Annotated in this window: 13 protein-coding genes; 2 read left to right on the top strand and 11 right to left on the bottom strand. The window is 59.3% G+C overall.

Annotated elements, in window-relative coordinates:
* Positions 1 to 94: 94 nt before the first annotated feature.
* Positions 95 to 1,858 carry a cation:proton antiporter domain-containing protein gene (locus AB731_RS08795; protein WP_047093427.1) on the top strand — a complete coding sequence of 588 codons (1,764 nt, stop codon included), beginning with the start codon at positions 95 to 97 and terminating at the stop codon, positions 1,856 to 1,858.
* Positions 1,859 to 1,936: 78 nt separating this feature from the next.
* Here AB731_RS08795 and alaS read toward each other — a convergent pair whose 3' ends face one another.
* From alaS to dapA, 11 genes are all read right to left on the bottom strand, one after another.
* A complete protein-coding gene (gene alaS / locus AB731_RS08800) occupies positions 1,937 to 4,603 on the bottom strand; it encodes an alanine--tRNA ligase (RefSeq protein ID WP_047093426.1) in 2,667 nt (888 codons plus the stop codon).
* 78 nt (positions 4,604 to 4,681) lie between these two features.
* On the bottom strand, positions 4,682 to 5,506 hold the full coding sequence (locus AB731_RS08805; protein WP_047093425.1) for a class I SAM-dependent methyltransferase: 825 nt from the start codon (positions 5,504 to 5,506) through the stop codon (positions 4,682 to 4,684).
* Positions 5,507 to 5,694: 188 nt separating this feature from the next.
* The gene (recA, locus tag AB731_RS08810; protein ID WP_047093424.1) at positions 5,695 to 6,762 is read right to left on the bottom strand and encodes a recombinase RecA; all 1,068 of its coding nucleotides are present in this window, start codon (positions 6,760 to 6,762) and stop codon (positions 5,695 to 5,697) included.
* A 145-nt stretch (positions 6,763 to 6,907) separates the two neighbouring features.
* A complete protein-coding gene (locus AB731_RS08815; RefSeq protein WP_052845707.1) occupies positions 6,908 to 8,476 on the bottom strand; it encodes a DUF4139 domain-containing protein in 1,569 nt (522 codons plus the stop codon).
* 79 nt (positions 8,477 to 8,555) lie between these two features.
* Complete coding sequence (locus AB731_RS08820) at positions 8,556 to 10,082, bottom strand: DUF4139 domain-containing protein (protein ID WP_047093423.1); 1,527 nt, start codon at positions 10,080 to 10,082, stop codon at positions 8,556 to 8,558.
* Positions 10,083 to 10,232: 150 nt separating this feature from the next.
* Positions 10,233 to 12,701 carry a hybrid sensor histidine kinase/response regulator gene (locus AB731_RS08825; protein WP_047093422.1) on the bottom strand — a complete coding sequence of 823 codons (2,469 nt, stop codon included), beginning with the start codon at positions 12,699 to 12,701 and terminating at the stop codon, positions 10,233 to 10,235.
* A 56-nt stretch (positions 12,702 to 12,757) separates the two neighbouring features.
* Entirely contained in the window at positions 12,758 to 13,291 is a 534-nt protein-coding gene (locus AB731_RS08830; RefSeq protein WP_047310215.1) for a DUF2062 domain-containing protein, read from the bottom strand.
* A 183-nt stretch (positions 13,292 to 13,474) separates the two neighbouring features.
* Positions 13,475 to 13,957 carry an SsrA-binding protein SmpB gene (smpB, locus tag AB731_RS08835; protein ID WP_047093420.1) on the bottom strand — a complete coding sequence of 161 codons (483 nt, stop codon included), beginning with the start codon at positions 13,955 to 13,957 and terminating at the stop codon, positions 13,475 to 13,477.
* A 57-nt stretch (positions 13,958 to 14,014) separates the two neighbouring features.
* Entirely contained in the window at positions 14,015 to 14,434 is a 420-nt protein-coding gene (locus tag AB731_RS08840) for a plastocyanin/azurin family copper-binding protein (RefSeq protein WP_052845708.1), read from the bottom strand.
* Positions 14,435 to 14,474: 40 nt separating this feature from the next.
* Complete coding sequence (locus AB731_RS08845; RefSeq protein ID WP_047093418.1) at positions 14,475 to 15,776, bottom strand: hypothetical protein; 1,302 nt, start codon at positions 15,774 to 15,776, stop codon at positions 14,475 to 14,477.
* The gene (dapA, locus tag AB731_RS08850) at positions 15,773 to 16,654 is read right to left on the bottom strand and encodes a 4-hydroxy-tetrahydrodipicolinate synthase (RefSeq protein ID WP_047093417.1); all 882 of its coding nucleotides are present in this window, start codon (positions 16,652 to 16,654) and stop codon (positions 15,773 to 15,775) included. Before dapA ends, AB731_RS08845 begins: the two co-directional genes overlap by 4 nt.
* A gap of 121 nt (positions 16,655 to 16,775) precedes the next feature.
* On the opposite strand from dapA, the gene AB731_RS08855 reads away from it, so the two are divergent.
* Positions 16,776 to 18,722, top strand: a complete 1,947-nt coding sequence (locus tag AB731_RS08855) for a lytic transglycosylase domain-containing protein (protein WP_047093416.1) — start codon at positions 16,776 to 16,778, stop codon at positions 18,720 to 18,722.
* Positions 18,723 to 18,741: the final 19 nt, after the last annotated feature.

The following is an 18,741-nucleotide window of genomic DNA, read 5'->3' on the forward strand; positions in this document are numbered from 1 at the left end:
CATAGCGGACTGGCCTGCTGTGTCACGGTATGCCTGGTCATGATCTCCTATTTCGCAGTTGCAGCGAACACCGTGCCTCTGTCATAGGCTCTTTATGCACGGTGCCGAAATTTCCCCATTGATGAAGGACGCCCTGGTTATCCTTGGCGCGACCGGCATTGTTATTCCGCTTTTTGCCCGCTTCCGCGTGACCCCGATCATCGGGTTCATTCTGGTTGGGCTGCTTGTCGGGCCATATGGCCTTGGCCGGATGGTTTTCGAATATGAGTGGCTGAGCCATGTCACGATCACCGACCCCGAACGGTTAGAGCCGTTCGCGGAGTTCGGCATAATCCTGCTGCTATTCACTATTGGCCTTGAGCTGAGTTTCAACCGCCTTTGGCAATTGCGCAAGCTTGTATTCGGTCTCGGTGCGTTGGAACTGCTGGTTATCGGCGCTCTGCTGGCGGCGGTTCTATCCATGATGGGGCAATATTGGACCGGGGCGATGGCGCTAGGCCTTGCCCTTGCCTTCTCCTCCACCGCGCTGGTGCTGCCGATTTCCGGCACCAACACACCTGTCGGCCGTGCGGCGCTTTCGATGCTGCTGTTCGAAGATATCATGATCGTGCCGATCATATTCCTTCTGGGTGCCTTGGCCCCCAATATGGCCGAAGGGGGTTTGGGCGATCTTTGGACAACGCTGTGGCAGGGTGCACTTGTTGTCGCAGTCATGATGATCGGTGGCCGGTTGCTGCTGCCGCGCCTGTTCGCACAGGCTGCACGCACCAAAAGCCCGGAACTGTTCCTTGCTGCCAGCATGCTGGTGGTGATCGGGGCCAGCCTGGTTACCGCCTTTGTAGGTCTGTCCCCGATCGTTGGCGCATTGCTTGCCGGATTGCTGATCGCGGAGACCGAGTACCACACCGAAGTCGAAGGCATCATGGAACCGTTCAAGGGCCTCGCTCTGGGCATATTCCTGATCACCATCGGCATGGGCATCGATCTGTTCACGATCTGGGACAATCTGGCGATGATCGCGGGCGCAGTTATCGGTGTGCTGCTGCTGAAGGCCATCGTTACCGGCATCTTGCTACGCCTGATGGGCGCACGCAGCGCAACCGCGACAGAAACCGGCATCCTGATGGCAAGCCCGTCGGAGACATCGCTGATCGTGCTCGCTGCTGCTTCCAGCGCGATGCTGATCCAGCCCGGCACAGCGCAATTCTGGCAGATCGTGACCGCTATCGGACTAACCGTGACGCCGCTGCTCGCCATGCTCGGCAAACGGCTCGCGCGATCGGTCGATGAAGCTCCATCGCTGGAACATCTGGACGGGGATGCCGATACGCCGCGCGTCATTATCGTCGGCTTCGGGCGCGTCGGCAAATTGATCGCACAAATGCTTCAACGCCATGACCAGCCCTATGTTGCCATCGATTCCAACCCTGACTTGATCGAAGAGGCGCGGCGTGAAGGGTATTATGCGGTCTTTGGCAACGCATTGCGCGAAGATGCGCTGGACAAGCTGGGCATCGCGCGCGCGCCTGCCGTTATCCTGACCATGGACGAACACATCCTGGCACAGCGCATGGTCAAAAAGCTACGCACCGCCCATTCGGAACTGCCAATTATCGCGCGTGCGCGCGACAGTTTCCACGCGGCAGAGCTATATCGCAGCGGCGCCAGTACAGCAGTGCCGGAAACGCTGGAAAGTTCACTGCAATTGTCCGAAGCGGTGCTGGTCGATATCGGCGTACCGATGGGGCCGGTCATCGCCTCGATCCACGAAAAGCGCGATGAGTACCGGGAAAAAATCCAGAAAGAGGGCGCGCTGGAGCACAAGCCGAAATTGCGCACGAGCACCATGGAGAGCTGATCGTTGCCAAGAAAGCGACGTGGCCGTGCTTCAAACAGTCAAAGTAGCATTTTCTTCCAAGGCAATTATCTCAGGCAATCATTTGCCTGCCAGCACTTCCTTGATGGCAGCAATGGCAACATCACTCTTATCGCCGTCCGGACCTCCGCCTTGCGCCATGTCAGGGCGGCCGCCGCCCCCCTTGCCGCCAACCGCGGCCACGCCCGCGCGCACAAGATCGACCGCGCTATGAGTGCCGGTCAGGTCGTCGGTGACGCCAACCGCAACGGCGGCCTTGCCATCGTTCACTGCGACAATTGCCGCAACGCCCGAGCCCATGCGTTTCTTCGCCTCATCCAGCAGGCCGCGCAATTCCTTGGGGTCCATACCGTGCAGTACCTGTCCTGAGAAGGCGACGCCGCTAACGTCTTCATCAGCCGCAGGTGCGGCCCCTGCTGCGCCTCCGCCACCAAGCGCGAGCTGCTTCTTGGCCTCCGAAAGCTCACGTTCGAGCCGTTTGCGTTCATCCATCAGGGCAGCGACGCGCTCCTCCACCTCGTCTGGCGAGGTCTTCAGCGTTGCCGCAACCGATTTGAGCGATTCCTCGCGTCCTACCATCCATTGCCGCGCCGCTTCACCAGTCAGTGCCTCTATCCGGCGAACGCCCGATGAAACTGCGCTTTCGCCGATGATCCGGAACAAGCCGATATCCCCTGTCGCTTTGACATGGGTGCCACCGCACAGCTCGACCGAATAATTGCGGCCCGATCCCTGCCAGTCGGCCCGACCAATCGACAGAACACGCACCTCTTCCCCGTATTTTTCGCCAAACAAGGCCATCGCACCAGCCTCTATTGCTTCATCAGGGCTCATCAGTCCTGTTACAACCTCCTGATTGGCGCGAATTTCTTCATTCACTTCCGCTTCAATGGCTTCAGCTTCAGAAGGCGCCAGCGGCTTCGGGTGCGAGAAGTCGAAGCGCAAACGCTCTTTTGCTACAAGCGAGCCCTTTTGCGTCACATGGTCGCCAAGATGGTTGCGCAGCGCGGCATGCAACAGGTGCGTTGCGGAATGGTTCGCGCGGATCGCATCACGCCGAACCGCATCTACGGCAAGATGTACCGTATCGCCCACCGCGACCTGACCGGATTTGATCTTGCCATGGTGCGCATGCAGCCGGCCCAGCGGCTTGGCAGTGTCGCTAACCGCAATCTCGAGCCGGTGATCACCGGAAATCGTGCCGCTGTCGCCCATCTGGCCGCCGCTTTCGCCATAAAACGGAGTTTGATTGGTCAGAATAGTGACATTCTGTCCGCTGTCAGCCGACTGGACTTCCTTGCCGTCCACGACCAGCGCGACAACCTTGCCCTCACCTTCGGTGGCGCTGTAGCCGGTAAATTCCGTCGCGCCTTCACGCTCCGCTATATCGAACCAGATCTCGTCATCGGCGGCCGCTCCGGACCCCTTCCACGCTGCGCGCGCCGCGGCCTTTTGCTGCGCCATTGCGGCATCGAAACCCGCACGATCCACACCGATACCGCGGTTACGCAGTGCATCTTCCGTCAGATCGTAAGGAAAGCCGAACGTATCGTAGAGCTTGAAGGCGGTTTCGCCTGCCAGACTGTCGCCTTCTGCAAGATCGCCGGTTTCTTCATCGAGAAGTCGCAGACCCTTTTCAAGGGTCTGGCGAAAACGCGTCTCTTCACGCTCCAACACTTCGGTGATCAGCGATTGCGCGCGAGGCAATTCGGGATAGGCCTGACCCATTTCGCTAACCAGCGTCGGCACCAACCGATGCATCAGCGGCTTGTCCGCACCCAGAAGATGTGCGTGGCGCATGGCCCGCCGCATGATCCGGCGCAGTACATAACCGCGCCCTTCATTGGACGGCAAAACACCGTCGGCGATCAGGAAACTGGTCGAGCGAAGATGATCTGCGATGACGCGGTGGCTGGGCAAGCTGACGTCATCGATCCTGGACTTCACCAGATCTTCGCTAGCATCCACAATCGTGCGGAAAGTGTCTGTTTCAAACACATTGTGAACGCCCTGCATGACGGTCGCCAAACGTTCCAGGCCCATTCCGGTGTCGATACTGGGGCGCGGCAGATCACCCGTAATTGTGTCAGCCTGCTGGAGGTGCTGCATGAACACGAGATTCCAGATTTCGACAAAACGATCGCCGTCTTCGTCCGGTGACCCCGGAGGTCCGCCTGCCACATCCGGCCCGTGATCCCAGAAAATTTCGGAACAGGGTCCGCAGGGGCCGTCTGCCCCCATCGCCCAGAAATTGTCCTTCGTGGGGATGCGGATGATCCGGTCTTCCGGTAGGCCAGCAATCTTGCGCCACAGATCGAATGCCTCATCATCAGTGTGATAGACGGTCACGCTCAACCGGTCTTTTGCAAGACCGAGCTCTTTGGTGACCATTCCCCACGCAAGTTCGATTGCGCGTTCTTTGAAATAATCACCGAAACTGAAATTGCCGAGCATTTCAAAGAAGGTCAGATGCCGCGCTGTATAGCCGACATTGTCCAGATCATTGTGCTTGCCACCGGCCCGCACACATTTCTGGCTGCTGGTAGCGCGCGGTGCCGGTGGTGTCTCAACCCCGGTAAAAACGTTCTTGAACGGCACCATCCCTGCATTGACGAACATCAGAGATGGATCGTTATGTGGGACGAGCGGGGCCGATGGCACCACCTGATGATCGGCAGCTGCGAAATAGCCAAGAAAAGCGCGGCGGAGGTCGTTAGTCGATTGCATAAAGGCGAATTAGGCGCTGCAAAGCGCTGCGACAAGCGCAATGCTTATCTTGCTGTAACCAAGATGACCGATTGGCCATTAGACCTTACGTGCAGTGACCATCCATGCGGCCGCCCGAAAGGCGACAATATTGTGATGACAATTGCGCTCGACCAAGGCCCTGAGGAGTTTCAGAAACCGCTCCGCGGAACCGGTATCGAGTTCAGTCAATGCCCGAGCAGCAGGTCCGATGCGTTTGAAATAGGCCATGGCTTCCTCAATTGCGTGCTCTCCGGCACCGGCAATCATCGGGAAGTCGAAAGGCGTTAACTGAACCTGCTTCCAACCAGCCTGTGAAAGTATTGCTGCAACCCGCGTCGGATCGGCGAATGCAAAAGGTCCTGGTGCATAAGGGTCAACGGCCTCCGGCGGATTGGGAAGAAGTCGAAGAACATCCGCGAAGAGCGGGTTTTCGGACCGCGAGCGGAAACAGGAGAACAACAGTCCGGCACCGTCTGCCCCTTGTTTCGCGAGATTCGCGAATGCTGCAACAGGATCTGCGAAAAACATGACCCCGTGGCGGGAGATCAGCAATTCCGGAGCAGCGCCCGGTTCGCTTTGCCAGTCCGCAGCATCTGCCAGTTCAAAGGATGCATTCGCGCGGTGCGCCCCGCGTTCCTTTGCAACTTCTATCAAACGCGGTGACACATCGACACCGATTACAGTTGCTTCCGGTCGGCCACGGGCAATTGCAAGCGAGAGTTCTCCTGCCCCGCATCCTACGTCCAGCACCCGGTCAAAGGCAAAGCCGCGGGTCCCGGCAAGCAATTGTTCTGTAAGGTGGCTGAAGCTGCGATCTGTCCGGCGCCACTCCTGCGCCCATGCATCGCCCGTCCTGCCTTGCCAGTCGTCCTTTTCAGCCACGTTTGGCCACCCCCCAAGATTTTCTCCTACGGTACTTTAGTATCGCAAAGTTACACGGAAGTAAAAATACGAAGAAGCCGGCGGTGGCAAACTATAAAGTCTGCCTTCGCCGGCTCCGGTTTCGCAAGAGGTGGGACAGAAAAATCACTGCCTTGGGGAGGGTCTCCCCACCACCTTCTTCTTGAGGATCAATCTTCAGGCTCCGCGTCCGTGCCCTTCATCATCTCCTCGGCGACCTCATCGGTTTTGCTGCGAATGGCAGCCTCCAACTTGGCGCAAACTTCTGGGTTTTCCTTCAGGAATGTCTTGGCGTTTTCCCGGCCCTGACCAATCCGGATACTGTCATAACTGAACCATGAGCCAGACTTTTCGACAAGATCAGCCTTCACCCCGAGATCGAGAATCTCACCAATTTTGGAAATGCCTTCGCCATACATGATGTCGAATTCGACCTGCTTGAACGGAGGGGCAACCTTGTTTTTCACGACTTTCACCCGGGTCGAGTTGCCGATCACTTCGTCGCGGTCCTTGATCGCGCCTGTGCGGCGGATGTCGAGGCGGACAGAAGCATAGAATTTCAGTGCGTTACCGCCGGTGGTCACTTCTGGATTGCCGTACATCACGCCAATTTTCATGCGCAGCTGGTTGATGAAGATCACCATACACTTGGAACGGTTGATAGAACCCGTCAGCTTGCGCAGCGACTGGCTCATCAAACGGGCCTGCAAGCCAACGTGGCTATCACCCATCTCGCCCTCGATTTCAGCGCGGGGCACCAATGCCGCGACCGAATCGACGACCAGCACATCAATCGCATTCGAGCGCACCAGCGTATCAACGATTTCAAGCGCCTGTTCACCGGTATCGGGCTGCGAGATAATCAGTTCATTGATATCGACGCCAAGCTTTGTCGCGTAGATCGGATCCAGCGCGTGTTCGGCATCGATGAAAGCGACTGTGCCTCCGCCCTTCTGCGCTTCTGCCAGAACATGCAGCGCGAGCGTGGTCTTGCCCGAGCTTTCCGGCCCGTAAATTTCAATTACACGGCCCTTGGGCAGGCCGCCAATGCCGAGTGCGATATCCAGACCGAGCGAGCCGGTGGAAATCGATTCGACGTTCATGGTTTCTTTCGAGCCGAGCTTCATTGCCGAGCCCTTGCCGAATGCGCGATCAATCTGCGCGAGTGCGGCATCGAGTGCCTTCTGACGGTCCACTTTGGATTCCTTTTCAACCAATTTCAGGTTCGTACTCGCCATGACACGGCCTCCGTCAGTTCGCTAGGGGTGATACCCATTCATCAACTGACGTAGCTTGTACCCACTTTGTTCCACAAGAACAAGAGTGGAACGAAATTTTTGTTGGATCGCCCAATTTGTCGTCGGAATAGGCCGGTTTCGCGCTCTAATCCTCGCCTTCAGGCTGAGGTGGGCGCACCTCCCATTCGAGCAGGCGTGTGCCATTGGCTGGCACCATGACCTCAGCGATTCGCTGGCCGTCCTGCACCTGCTCCCGAATCCCGCGATATTCCCATTGGACCGGACTTCCCAGATTCACCCGCACAGTCACGGGGTGCGGGTTGGCGTTGGTCAGTTCTGCCGACATCGTGGTCCAGTTGGTACGCCATTCCTCGTTCGAGCGATCTGCGCCGGAGGTGCAGGTCGTAAACACCTGATTGCTGGATGAAAGCGTCAGTTCGACATCTTGGCCATTGGCAAAATCGCGCAAGGACGTTTGCCCGACGAGCAGTTCCTGACCGCGGCCACGCTCGAAAATCGTTACCTGGCCCGATGGCAGCGCGGCCCCGAGGCCGCTTTCTTCATTGTTGACGGTTTCGATAACCAGCTGCGCCGGCGCCGGCTGAAAATTGGAATAGATGGGAAAACAGGTCGCGCGGTACGCAAGCGCTCCCTCAATGCCTTCCTCGCGCAAGAAGGCGACCTGCTTCAACCCTTGCGCAGTCACATCGACCGGCACGGGGACACGGTATAACTTGAGATCGCCGAGATTTTCTTCGCCAGCCAATACAGGAGGTGGTGGAGGCGGCGGCGGAGGAGGAGGTGGTGCCATCATCATATCCGCCATCGTTGCGCGTTCCACTCGATTTCCCGTCACCACAATCGTTTGGCGATCCCTGTAATCAGGAATTGGTGATCCTGCCGCCGTGCTGCCGAAGGGATAACAGGTCAGTTGCAAAGGCTGCGCAACTGGCGGCGCGGCCAGTTGCCGGAAATCACTTACGACATTCAGCGTGCCTGCCACCGCCATCAGCTCTGCCCCCATAAAGCTCTGGCCATTGTCGTTCAGGATTGTCAGCCAGCTCGTCAGGTCAAAACGAAGGTCATCGGCATCACCGCCTTCATCCACGGTCGCGACATAGTTTGCTTCCCAATCGAAGCCCCATGCAAGGTAAGACAAGGTTACAGTATAGGTGCCGCCGCTTTCGTCCGCCGTATCAATTGTGAACACCGGATTGGCGGACAGGCCATCTGGAATGCCACCAAATGTCAGTCGCTCGGGCAAGCCGGAACAGCTCACTGCCTCATACCCGTCCCGCGTTTGCAGCACGAGACCGCCATCGGCGCGGGTTCGGACAATCGCATCATCGCTTGCGCTCGCGCCGGTCGCCGGATCAGTGCGGGTGATGGTCACGCGGTTGCCCAGCATTCCATTCACCAGCGCGGCAGGACTAAGCAGATCGGCGTTGCGGTTTTTCTCAATCGTGCCGCCCGGCAGGCCTGAGACAATGGCACTGACCGCCACCATTCCCTCTGCCACCCCATCAAAGCGAATTCGCGATTCGCCAGGAGGAAGCGTGACGGTGCGCGTTTCGCTGATCATCGCAAAACCCTGCGGCCAATTCGGGTTCATTGGCTGACCCACGCCGCGGTTGGGGTCGCGGTAGACCGTCACGGCCAAGGCCTCTGGCGCAGAGGCTTCTACCGCGACACGGTCCTGCGCATGGGCAGGCACGCAAAGCGCTACCGTCGCCAAACCGGCGCTGGCGCAAAGCCATGCCGGCCGAAGGGAAAGAAGGCGCACCGCCCTCCCCTTAATATCGCGATTCGTAAGTTACGCGCACCACCCGCTCGCCATTGGCGGGCACGGTCACACGGTAAAGCCGGTTGCCGTAATTGACCTGCTCACCCTCGACATCCTCAGATGTCACGCGGAAATCGCGGCCCCACCAGCCACGGTCCAACCCGCCCTGCATCAGTTCGACCTCGACAGCCTCGGACTTCGCATTCGTGAAGGTATAACGCATGGTGGTGCGGTAATAATCGACGGTGCGGTCTACTTCGACTTCTCTGGTTAGCTCGCCATTTTCATACACGCGGTATCGCGCGCTGCGCTCGTACTCACCGGGCGAAATAACCTGACGGCTTTCGACCTCGGCTTGCATGAAAACGTCAAACGCATCGCCTGTCCGCAGCGAAAGTGTGCTGCCCATCGGTGTGTGCCCGATGCCGTTTTCACCGATGAATTGCGGGCTACCCTGCGCGTCACGCTGATAGAAGCGCACTGTGCCAGCGGGCAAAGCATCGCCCAGGCCGCCCCCATTTTCAGCATTGGCACTGCTGGAGCTGAAACTGATCGCGCTGGACGCGGGACGGAAATCGCTATCGCTTTGCAGCCAGCTGCTACCGATCGAATATACGCGGCGAGCGGGAACGCCCTGCACGTCCATAAAGCTCACCTGTTTCGTCTGCGCATTCGCAATCGTTGTGCGGCCTTCGATTGGATAGAGATAGAAATCGCCTAGCCGCTCCCGCTCAGCAGTCTCGGTTCCGGGGCGCACAAGATCTGGACGCGGTCGACTGCCGCCTTGGTTCCCACCCTGACCGGGAGTTCCCGCCACCAGCAGCGTGTCTGCATTATGGAAAGTCGTGCCGGTATTGTTGATCAGCGTGACCCATCCCTGCATATCCACCGTACCGCGGTTTTCATCATACAAAGCTACGTAATCGGAAGACCAGCCAAGGCCGGGTGTGAGGTAGCGAATGGATGCGGGACGCGTACCGGAACGGTTGGAATTAAGTGTGACGGAAAGCGTAGGGCGAGAGCGCAAATTAGGCGGCACACCGTCAAAGATGACGCGCACCGGCAGGCCATCGTCGCGCAGCACCTCTATCCGGCTGCCTATGCGCACGACTACGCCGCCAGCAGTGGAGAGGACCTCGGCTTGCTCGCGCGTTTCTGTGCCGGTGGCAGGATTTGTGCGGACCAGCGTCACCATTTGTCCGATGGCCTTTTCCATCAGCTTTTGCGGGGTGAGCAGATCGAAATCGAAATTCTGTTCCACAATGGCGGTACCATCGGCGTTGAAGCTGAGTGTTTGGGGGCGAATTTGGGCAGATACATCGGGGAATTCGATGCGCGTGGTCCCGCGCCTGATGTCGAGCTGCCTGACATCCTGCACCAGCGCCAGATTGCCCTGATATATGGTTACTGCAACATCGCCTTGGGCGGTTTCCTCTGCGGAGGATTCCCCTTGCTGTGCGGCAGCGGGCAGCGCGAAGGCTGAAGCAGCCACCAAGCTCAAGAGCGGCAGGGCGGCGGCGAAAAGGCGCTTGGTCATGACAATTGTCCCTCACTCAAAGACTTGCTCGTGATATAAAGTATCACGTCCTGTACGGCGCATGAACACAACTTGTTGAAGTGTTTGTGAAGTAAGGTTGCCTTACAGGCAATCGCCTTGCGCTACGCGGCCACGACAAAGACCTGGAGGCTATTGCCGCGATGCGGATTGCCGCAGCACATTGCCCACTTTTTCGCCAATCTGCTTCACGCTGAATGGCTTGGCGATGAAATGCATATTCTCGATGTCGATCTCGCTGCGGAGCTGTTCTTCAGCATAGCCGGACATGAACAGGATCGGCAAACGCGGCCGAAGCTTGCGAATTTCTTTTGCCATGGCTGGGCCATCCATGCTCGGCATGACAACATCGCTCAGCACCAGATCGAAGCGGTCTGGCTCTTTCTGCAAAGCTTCCAGTCCCTCGTCGCCATCCGTGGCTGTGACAATGGTGTAACCCTGCCTCGCCAAAGCTCGCTCTGCCACAGCGCGCACCATGTCTTCATCCTCGACCAGCAGGATTGTTCCGCCACCAGACCATTCACGGACCTGCTCTTCGGGTTCGGTCCGGGCCTTATCCTCCTCAGTCAATTCGTGAACCGGCAAGTAGATCGTAAATCGCGCGCCTTTGACTTTGCCATCGGCGCCCTTCGCATTGCTTGCAAAGATGAAGCCGCCCGACTGTTTGACGATTCCGTATACCGTGGACAAGCCAAGACCGGTGCCTTTGCCCTGCTCCTTCGTGGTGAAGAAGGGTTCGAAAATCTTGCCCAGCACCTCTTGCGGGATGCCGCCGCCGGTATCCTCTGCGATCAGCACCGTGTAATCGCCCGCAGGGATGATTTCGCTTCCCATACGGCGAATGTCCTTCGCCTCCACACGGCGCGTGGCGAAGGCAAGCGTGCCAGTTGCCACTTCGCCGCCGCCTGCCGACTGGATGGCATCGCGGGCGTTGACTGCCAGATTGATGATGACTTGCTCCAGCTGGCGCGGATCGGCCCGGACAAGGCCCAGATCGCGGTCATGCCGCACCTTCAACGTGATTTTCGCACCGAGCAGGCGTTTGAGCAGCTGGCTGACTTCGGAGATAATATCCGGCAGTTGCAGGATTTCCGGCTGCAAGGTTTGCTGGCGGCTGAAGGCAAGCAATTGCCGCGTCAGGCTGGCTGCACGGTTGGAGTTCGCCTTGATCTGCTGGATATCGTCGTAATCGCTATCGCCGGGCGTGTGCCGCAGCAGCATGAGATCGCAATAACCGATAATCGCGGTGAGCACATTGTTGAAATCATGCGCCACGCCCCCTGCAAGCTGTCCCACAGCCTGCATCTTGGTGGCCTGCGCCACTTGCCGTTTGAGCCGCGCCTCTTCCGTTGTGTCCGCCAGACTAAGCAGGACTGCTGCCTCTCCCAAACCGCGCACACCAGCCAGACCCAGGCTGACAGGTTCGTCCGGATCGCTCCGCAGACGCACGGCAATATCGCCTGAACTGGCAGGGCCTTGGCCATGACGTCGCACAGCATCTGATATCGCTGCCTTGTCACGCGCCACCACAACGTCACCCGGATAGGGCGGCAGATCGCTTTTGCCGATACCGGCCGCACGGCGAAAAGCCGGGTTCGCGTAAATAAAATGCCCGTCGCGGTCTGTCGTCGCCAGCCCTAGCGGCAATTGCTCCAGCAACCCTTCAAGCTGGACCGCCTGACCTTTGACATCGCCGGTTGCCGCGCCGCCAATGCCGACACCTGCATCGATCAGCAACATCAGCGATGGGGCTTCGGCTGCAGCTTTGCCCGGTATACGCTCACGCGCGGCTTCCTCTGGATCGACCAATGGCACCTGCACCAAAGTTTGCGGGCTGCCTTTCTTGCCTTCGCGTGCAAAATATATCCGCTCACGCTCATCGGAACGAAGCAACTGCACGAATTCCTGCCCGGTCATGCGTGCCGCTTCATCGCCAAAAGCGCGGCGGGCCAACGCCGCATTTCCAGCACGGATCGTACCATCAGGAGATACCATCGCGACGGTGATCCCTGCCGCGCCCATGACTTGGCCGAACATGCCGGTAATGTGTTTGGCAATTGCGACAACCGGTTCGCTGCGGACTACCGGAGCAAAGCGCCAGATAAGGTATTCATCCGCCTGGCCAGCGCGCACCGCGCTTGCATTCCAGCTTTGATCCTCATCCGCAATGGTGACTGTTTCGCCTTTTCCATCGCGCCAAACCGCCCGCGCCAGCCGGGCCAGCTGGTCTGCGCTGAAACCGTCTACCGGAAGGCTTGGCGGGCCATTGTTGGACCCGAACCAAAGTTCAAACGCAGAGTTTGCACACACAAGCCGATTGGCCCTGTCTGTAATCGCTATGGCAAGATCCCGCTGCTCGATCGCAGCGACAGTAACCGCCCAGTCGGGCGCATCGGACTGCATCGAAGCAGGACCTTTGGCTGGCAGGCGCCCGGCGATAAAGGCAATCATGCCCAGCACGACCAATCCGCCGGCGTAGGCAAGCGACGCGCCCGCGCTTTGAGTGGCATATTGTACCAGCGCCACGCTGGCGAGCACGGCGGCGGCCACGGCCAGGCCGTCCACCAGTCTGCGGGATTGTTGCAAATGCGCCAAATTCATGCCGCCCGTTTAGAGTCCAGACCGCGCACTCGCAACGGCCATGACGTAGCTTTCGATTATTGCCGTGTGCTCGTCGGCACGCCGAGGACTTTCCCGTTCCCCGGTCGCCGCGACCATCGGCGTGCGACCATGAACCGCCAAAGGAAGCCGGCGAACAAATAGCCGATGGCGGCGGTCACAACGGACAGCACGACAAAACCAAACGCCGTGACACCGGCAGTTTCGAGCCACCAGCCAAATTCGACCCACCAGCCTTGCTCCATCGCAGCCTTGGCAGTTCCGAAAGTTTCGGGATCGACCTTCAGCGTAAATCGCCCGACTTTATTGGCCACTACCAACCAGAAAGGCACGGTGAAAGGGTTCGTCACGAAAGTGATAACAGCGGCAACCGGCACATTTGCGCGCGCCGGAAGTGCCAGGAAGGCGGCGAGAAAAATCTGGCCCAGAGGAATAATAAAGGCCGCAAACAAGCCTAACGCCACGCCGCGCGGGACAGAGCGGCGAGTAAATCGCCAGAGTTCCGACCGGCCAAAGCGATGGGCAATAGGCGCAAGCCAGCGATTACGCTCCATATCGGAACGCTTCGGCATTTTCGGCATGCGTGCCGAAAACCAATTGATCGCTTTCTTAACCATGATTCTATGTGCGGTCTCTACACCTTCAGCGCCAGCCTGTAACGTGGTGATAGACGAGCAGATAACAATGTCAGCTTAACGACAAACAGGAACATTGGGGCACGGTGGTCACAATATCCCGTCGGCGCGTCTTTTGTATCAGCCTTTGTCGCGCATCAGCCGCGCTTTATCGCGCTTCCAATCACGGTCCTTGATTGTTGCGCGCTTGTCATGGGACTGCTTGCCCTTCGCGAGTGCCAGTTCGATTTTCGCCCGGCCTTTGCTGTTGAAATACACGGACAGCGGCACCAGCGTCATGCCCTTGCGCTCCACCGCGCCTAGCATCTTGTTGATTTCCCGCTCATGCAGCAGCAGCTTGCGCGGACGCTTGGGTTCATGATTGTTGCGGTTGCCGTGGCTGAATTCCGGGATGTTCGCGTTGATCAGCATCACCTGTCCACCGCGCACTTCGGCATAGCTTTCTGCAATCGTGCCTTCACCGCCGCGCAGCGCCTTCACCTCGGTCCCTTGCAGGGCCAGCCCCGCCTCGAAAGTTTCCTCGATATAGTAGTTGAACCGCGCGCGCCGGTTTTCGGCGACGACTTTCTGCTTGTCGAACGGGGCGGGTTTAGGGCGTGCCATGATGCAGGCGATGTAGGCATTGTCGCGCCCAAAGCAAACCCGCTTTGCGTCATCGGCCTAGTTTACGACAATCGTGCCTTTCATCCCGAGCGCGCTGTGGCCCAGATGTGTGCAATCGACGTCGTATGTGCCCGCTACCGGCACCAGGAAAATCGATACGCCCCGCCCGCCGCGCAGTTCAATCAGCCCATTGCGCACAAGATCGGCATCTTCTGCGCGAATCTGCGCTGCGGCAAAAAATTCGGCCGCCGCGAAGTTGTGGCCACTGTCAGATACATTGGTGAACACCAGCTCCACCGGCACTCCCGCTGCAAGTTGTAGATTCCGCGGTTCAAAATCAAAACTGCTGAGGGAGACTTCAGCCCGCTGCACAGCGGAGAAATCGGTCGAGACAGCAGCAATCTGCGGCTCGATGGGCCGTGTGCTGACGCAGCCTGCCATCAGGAGAGCGAGCGGGAGGAGAGCATAGCGTTTCATATCCTCTAAACGCTCTTCCCCCGCATTGGGTCCTCCCGCCTTACATCAAATCCTCAGGGAGCGTCGGCGTGTTGAGAATGGCGATAAAGCGCTGCCAGCGCGCTTCACTACTTTCGCCAGCGGCCTCGACCGCATTGCCAACGATTTCTTCGCCCAGCCCGTAATTGATCACATAGCTGCGATAGGCGTCCATGAAGCGCAATGATTGCTCGGCGCGCTCGCGGCTTTGCAAGCGGTAGCGCATCGACGCCTCGATCACTTCTTCCCGCGTCATTGTCTGATCGAGATAGGCGGCGGCGAGCGTGTAGTAGGCGCCGGAGAGATCGCCCGTAGCTTCCCGCAGTTCGTAATAGGCTTCCAGGTCGCTCGCATCGATCCCCGCCAGCGGAGCAAGCACATCGCGCTCATATTCCAGCTGGCTCGTTCCGGGGAATGCCAGCTTCACGCCGTATTCGGCGCTGCCTTCGGAAATGATTGCGCGCGGACTGTAAAGCGGCAGCAACGTGTATTCGATCTGGCCCATGGCATTCACCCGGTCCCGCTCGATTAGTGTCGAATAGACGTGGTGGCCCGGATAGGCTTCGTGGCAGCCGACATCCACGGCGCGGTCCAGCCGGGTTGGCAGATCGGTATTGATCTCGATCACCGAGTGATAATCACCCTGATAATAATTGAACCCGCCCCACGGCTTGTCTGTCACCAGACTGAGTGTGAAATTTTCACTTTCGGGCAGCGGAATATGCGGCAAGGTGCGCGCACGGCATTCGGCCACGGCAGCGTCGATTACGGCGCGCAAGCGGTCGTTTGGGATGATGAAACGATCCTGAAAGGCATTCAGCCGTTCGTTCAGCGGGCCATCGCTGGCATCGCCGGGCACCAATTCCTCAATCCGTTCAAGCACCGGGTCAAGCGTGGTCAGGTCGATGAGTTCAGGCCGAACACCAAACAGGCCCTCTGCCTCATCCTGAAAAGAGATTTGCTCCCCGCGCAGCATCCGCAGCCGGACCTTCGCGGAATTCAGCATGGCACGAAGATACCGGACCCGCTCCGCCTCAACACTGCCCGCCGCTACCGGCAACGAGCGCAGCGTTGCATCAAGCGCGAATACCCGCGCCTGAAGTACGGGCAGCGACACATTGTCATCCTCCGCCGCGGCAACCGCCGCCAGATCTTCCGGCCCGTAATAGGCATCGACATAGCCGGGGTCTTTCTCCCCAATAGCCAGCTGCACACTGAGATATTGCCGCGCCAGATCGTCCAGCGCAGGCGGAGGGACGTTGGGCATTGTGGAGCAGGATGCGAGCGCGAGGGCTGTTGCTGCGAGAATGCAATTCTTGATCATACGGTAACTCCTGCAAATTCCATCGCCGCATCCACCGCCGCTTTCGCAGCGTCGGAGCATTCGACAATCGGCATCCGCACATCGGGGGCGAACCAGTCGAACAGCTTGCTCAAGCCATATTTCGCCGGCGCTGGCGAGGCATCGGAGAACATCGCCCTGTGCAGCGGGTAGAGCTTTTCGTTGATCTCCCGCGCGGCGGCGAAATCGCCCGATGCAGCGGCGGCGTGGAACTCCGCGCACAGCTTTGGCGCGACATTGGCGGTCACCGAAATGCAGCCCACCTGCCCCATCGCATATCCGCCCAGCACCAGCGGATCATCGCCCGAAAGCTGGCACAGCGCAGGCGCGCCCATGCGGTGGGTGACGACGCGGGAGAGGTCTCCGCTCGCATCCTTCAGCGCCACGATCTTTTCAGGAAAGCGGCGGTGCAGTTCCACCACCGTCTCCGGCAAAATGTCAGTCACCGTGCGGCCAGGCACATTATACAGCACAATCGGCAGATCGGTGCGCTCCGCCAGATAGCTGAAATGTGCGAGCAAACCGGCTTGCGAAGGGCGGTTATAATATGGCGCGACCAGCAGCAGCGCGTCTGCGCCCGCGATCTGCGCCTCCTTCGCGTGCCACAGCGCGGTGCGCGTGTCGTTGGAGCCTGCGCCAGCTATCACCGGCACGCGGCCCGCGGCCTGCTCTGCGCAAACGGCGATCACCCTGTGATGCTCGTCATTGTCCAGCGTGGCGCTCTCGCCAGTTGTGCCGCATGGCACCAGACCGCTGGTGCCGTTGTCGATTTGCCAGTCGATGAATTGCCGATAGGCGCTCTCATCGAACGCTTCACCGCGAAACGGAGTCGCCAGGGCCGGAATTGAACCAGAGAACATTGTCGCCGCTCCTGCGTTGTGTTGTTAAGCAGGCAATACAACCGATTGCCTTCAATATTTACGTGAATCCCCCACCGGAGGAATAATGCATTCAGCGTCTGATAAGGAGAGCCTTGGCACAATGTCCAGCATGGTTCGACTTCCACTGATAATCGCCCTCGCCGCAACCACCGCTATGGTCGCCCCGATTTCTGTTGCCGCCCAAGAGGCAAGTGCGTGGGATAATGCTCGTGCCAGCCTTGTGGCAGAGGGCCCTGGCCCGATGGCGCCGCAAATCGCGCGGTGGGAACGATTGTGGGAAGACCGGCAGGCGCAGCTTCCGTTCACGACCTACGCCAATTTTCTGATCGCCAATCCCGGCTTCCCGGATGAGGCCACTTTGCGCGCCCGTGCAGAGCGCCGCTTGCGCGAGGAATTCACCGACCCGGCATTGCTGCTGCAGTTCTTTGAAGGGCAGGATCCGTCCACCAATTATGCGAAAGCGCATTACGCGCTGGCGCTGATGGGACCGGACCGGGCCGCTTCGCAGCGCTGGGCGGTAGAGGCATGGCGCGGCGGCGAAATGAGCCCGACAGCTGAAGCGGCCTTGTCTGCCACCTACGGCAGCGTATTCTCTCAGGAAGATCATGATCAGCGCATGGATGCCCTTTTATGGCAGCGTGACGGCGATGCGGCAGCGCGCCAGCTTGCTTTGGTGTCGCCGGGCAAGCGCGCCGTGTTCCAGGCACGTCTTTCAATACTGCAAGGCGGTGACGGAGCGACGACTGCCGCCGGGGCCACGGCCGATCCGGGGTATCTCTTCAATCGCAGCCGCGAACTGCGGCAGGAAGGCCGCGTCGATGCGGCAGTGCGGATGATAGTGGACGGGCCGCCGTTGGCCTCTTTGCCGCTCGACCGCACGGCATGGATCACCGAGCTGCTCGCTGTCGGCCGCGCCGCAAGCCGTGCCGACACGCCCCGCGTCGCAGCCCGGGCGAACGAGGCTTTCGCGCCCGGCGAAGATATCTCGGGCATGGAATACAAGCTGCGCGATGATTACACCTCGCTGATGTGGGCTGGCGGCACCAATGCGCTCTGGCATCTGGGTGACGGCGCAACTGCCGCGCCGCTGTTCTACCAATATGGCGCTGCCGCGCGCACCAGCCAGACCCGGTCAAAGGGCTTTTTCTGGGCGGGCGAGGCCTACCGGCAGGCAGGCATGACTGCCGAGGCCACGCGCCATTACGAGATGGCAGCGCAATATAATGACCGTTTCTACGGTCTGCTGGCGCTGGACAGGTTGGGCCGGGCGCTGCCGCAATATGCAGCCGCACCGGAAGCATCGCCAACAGATGAGGAACGTCAAGAATTCCTCTCCGCACCGATTACCGCCGCCGTTGCCGAAGTCGCGCGTGATGCGCCATGGTCAACGGGCATCCGCTTTTACCGATCCATTGCAGATCAGGCCGAAACCATTGGCGAACATCTGCTCGTGGCAGAGCTTGCCCGCGACATCGGGCGGCGGGATTTGGCGGTAAACCTTTTGGACGCGGCGGCTGCTGACGGACATGAAGGTTTTACCCGCATCGGCTATCCCGTCTTGCAGACCCCTGCTGGCAGCAACTGGACGATGGTTCACGCCCTTGCCCGCCAGGAAAGCCAATTTGCCGAAAACGCGATCAGCCATGCCGGCGCGCGCGGCATTATGCAGTTCATGCCTGCCACCGCGCAGGAAGAGGCGCGCCGGGCCGGTGTGCAATATTCGGCAAGCGCACTGATGGATGATCCGCAATATGCAATGCGGCTGGGCAGCAACCACATCGAGCGGCTGATTGCCTATTACGACGGCAGCTATCCGCTTGCGATCGCTGCCTACAACGCCGGGCCAGGCAATGTTAATCGCTGGCTGCGTGAAAATGGTGACCCGCGCCGGACAGGCGACTGGTTGCGCTGGATCGAGGAAATCAGCTTTTTCGAGACTAAGAATTATGTGCAACGCGTGATTGAAAACGCCGTGGTCTACGAAACCCTCTATCCGGACCGGGCCAGCATGGGCCGCAGCCGCGATGTGGGCGATTTCCTGCGGTAGGGTTGCCACGAACCAGCCT

Origin of the sequence: Aurantiacibacter marinus, from assembly GCF_001021555.1 — a bacterium.
Lineage (GTDB): Bacteria > Pseudomonadota > Alphaproteobacteria > Sphingomonadales > Sphingomonadaceae > Alteraurantiacibacter > Alteraurantiacibacter marinus.

Coding starts and splice junctions, on each gene's coding strand:
- AB731_RS08795 (WP_047093427.1), top strand. CDS start 95: ATGCACGGTGCCGAAATTTCCCCATTGATGAAGGACGCCCTGGTTATC.
- alaS (WP_047093426.1), bottom strand. CDS start 4,603: ATGCAATCGACTAACGACCTCCGCCGCGCTTTTCTTGGCTATTTCGCA.
- recA (WP_047093424.1), bottom strand. CDS start 6,762: ATGGCGAGTACGAACCTGAAATTGGTTGAAAAGGAATCCAAAGTGGAC.
- AB731_RS08820 (WP_047093423.1), bottom strand. CDS start 10,082: ATGACCAAGCGCCTTTTCGCCGCCGCCCTGCCGCTCTTGAGCTTGGTG.
- AB731_RS08825 (WP_047093422.1), bottom strand. CDS start 12,701: ATGAATTTGGCGCATTTGCAACAATCCCGCAGACTGGTGGACGGCCTG.
- AB731_RS08830 (WP_047310215.1), bottom strand. CDS start 13,291: ATGCCGAAGCGTTCCGATATGGAGCGTAATCGCTGGCTTGCGCCTATT.
- smpB (WP_047093420.1), bottom strand. CDS start 13,957: ATGGCACGCCCTAAACCCGCCCCGTTCGACAAGCAGAAAGTCGTCGCC.
- AB731_RS08840 (WP_052845708.1), bottom strand. CDS start 14,434: ATGAAACGCTATGCTCTCCTCCCGCTCGCTCTCCTGATGGCAGGCTGC.
- AB731_RS08845 (WP_047093418.1), bottom strand. CDS start 15,776: ATGATCAAGAATTGCATTCTCGCAGCAACAGCCCTCGCGCTCGCATCC.
- dapA (WP_047093417.1), bottom strand. CDS start 16,654: ATGTTCTCTGGTTCAATTCCGGCCCTGGCGACTCCGTTTCGCGGTGAA.
- AB731_RS08855 (WP_047093416.1), top strand. CDS start 16,776: ATGTCCAGCATGGTTCGACTTCCACTGATAATCGCCCTCGCCGCAACC.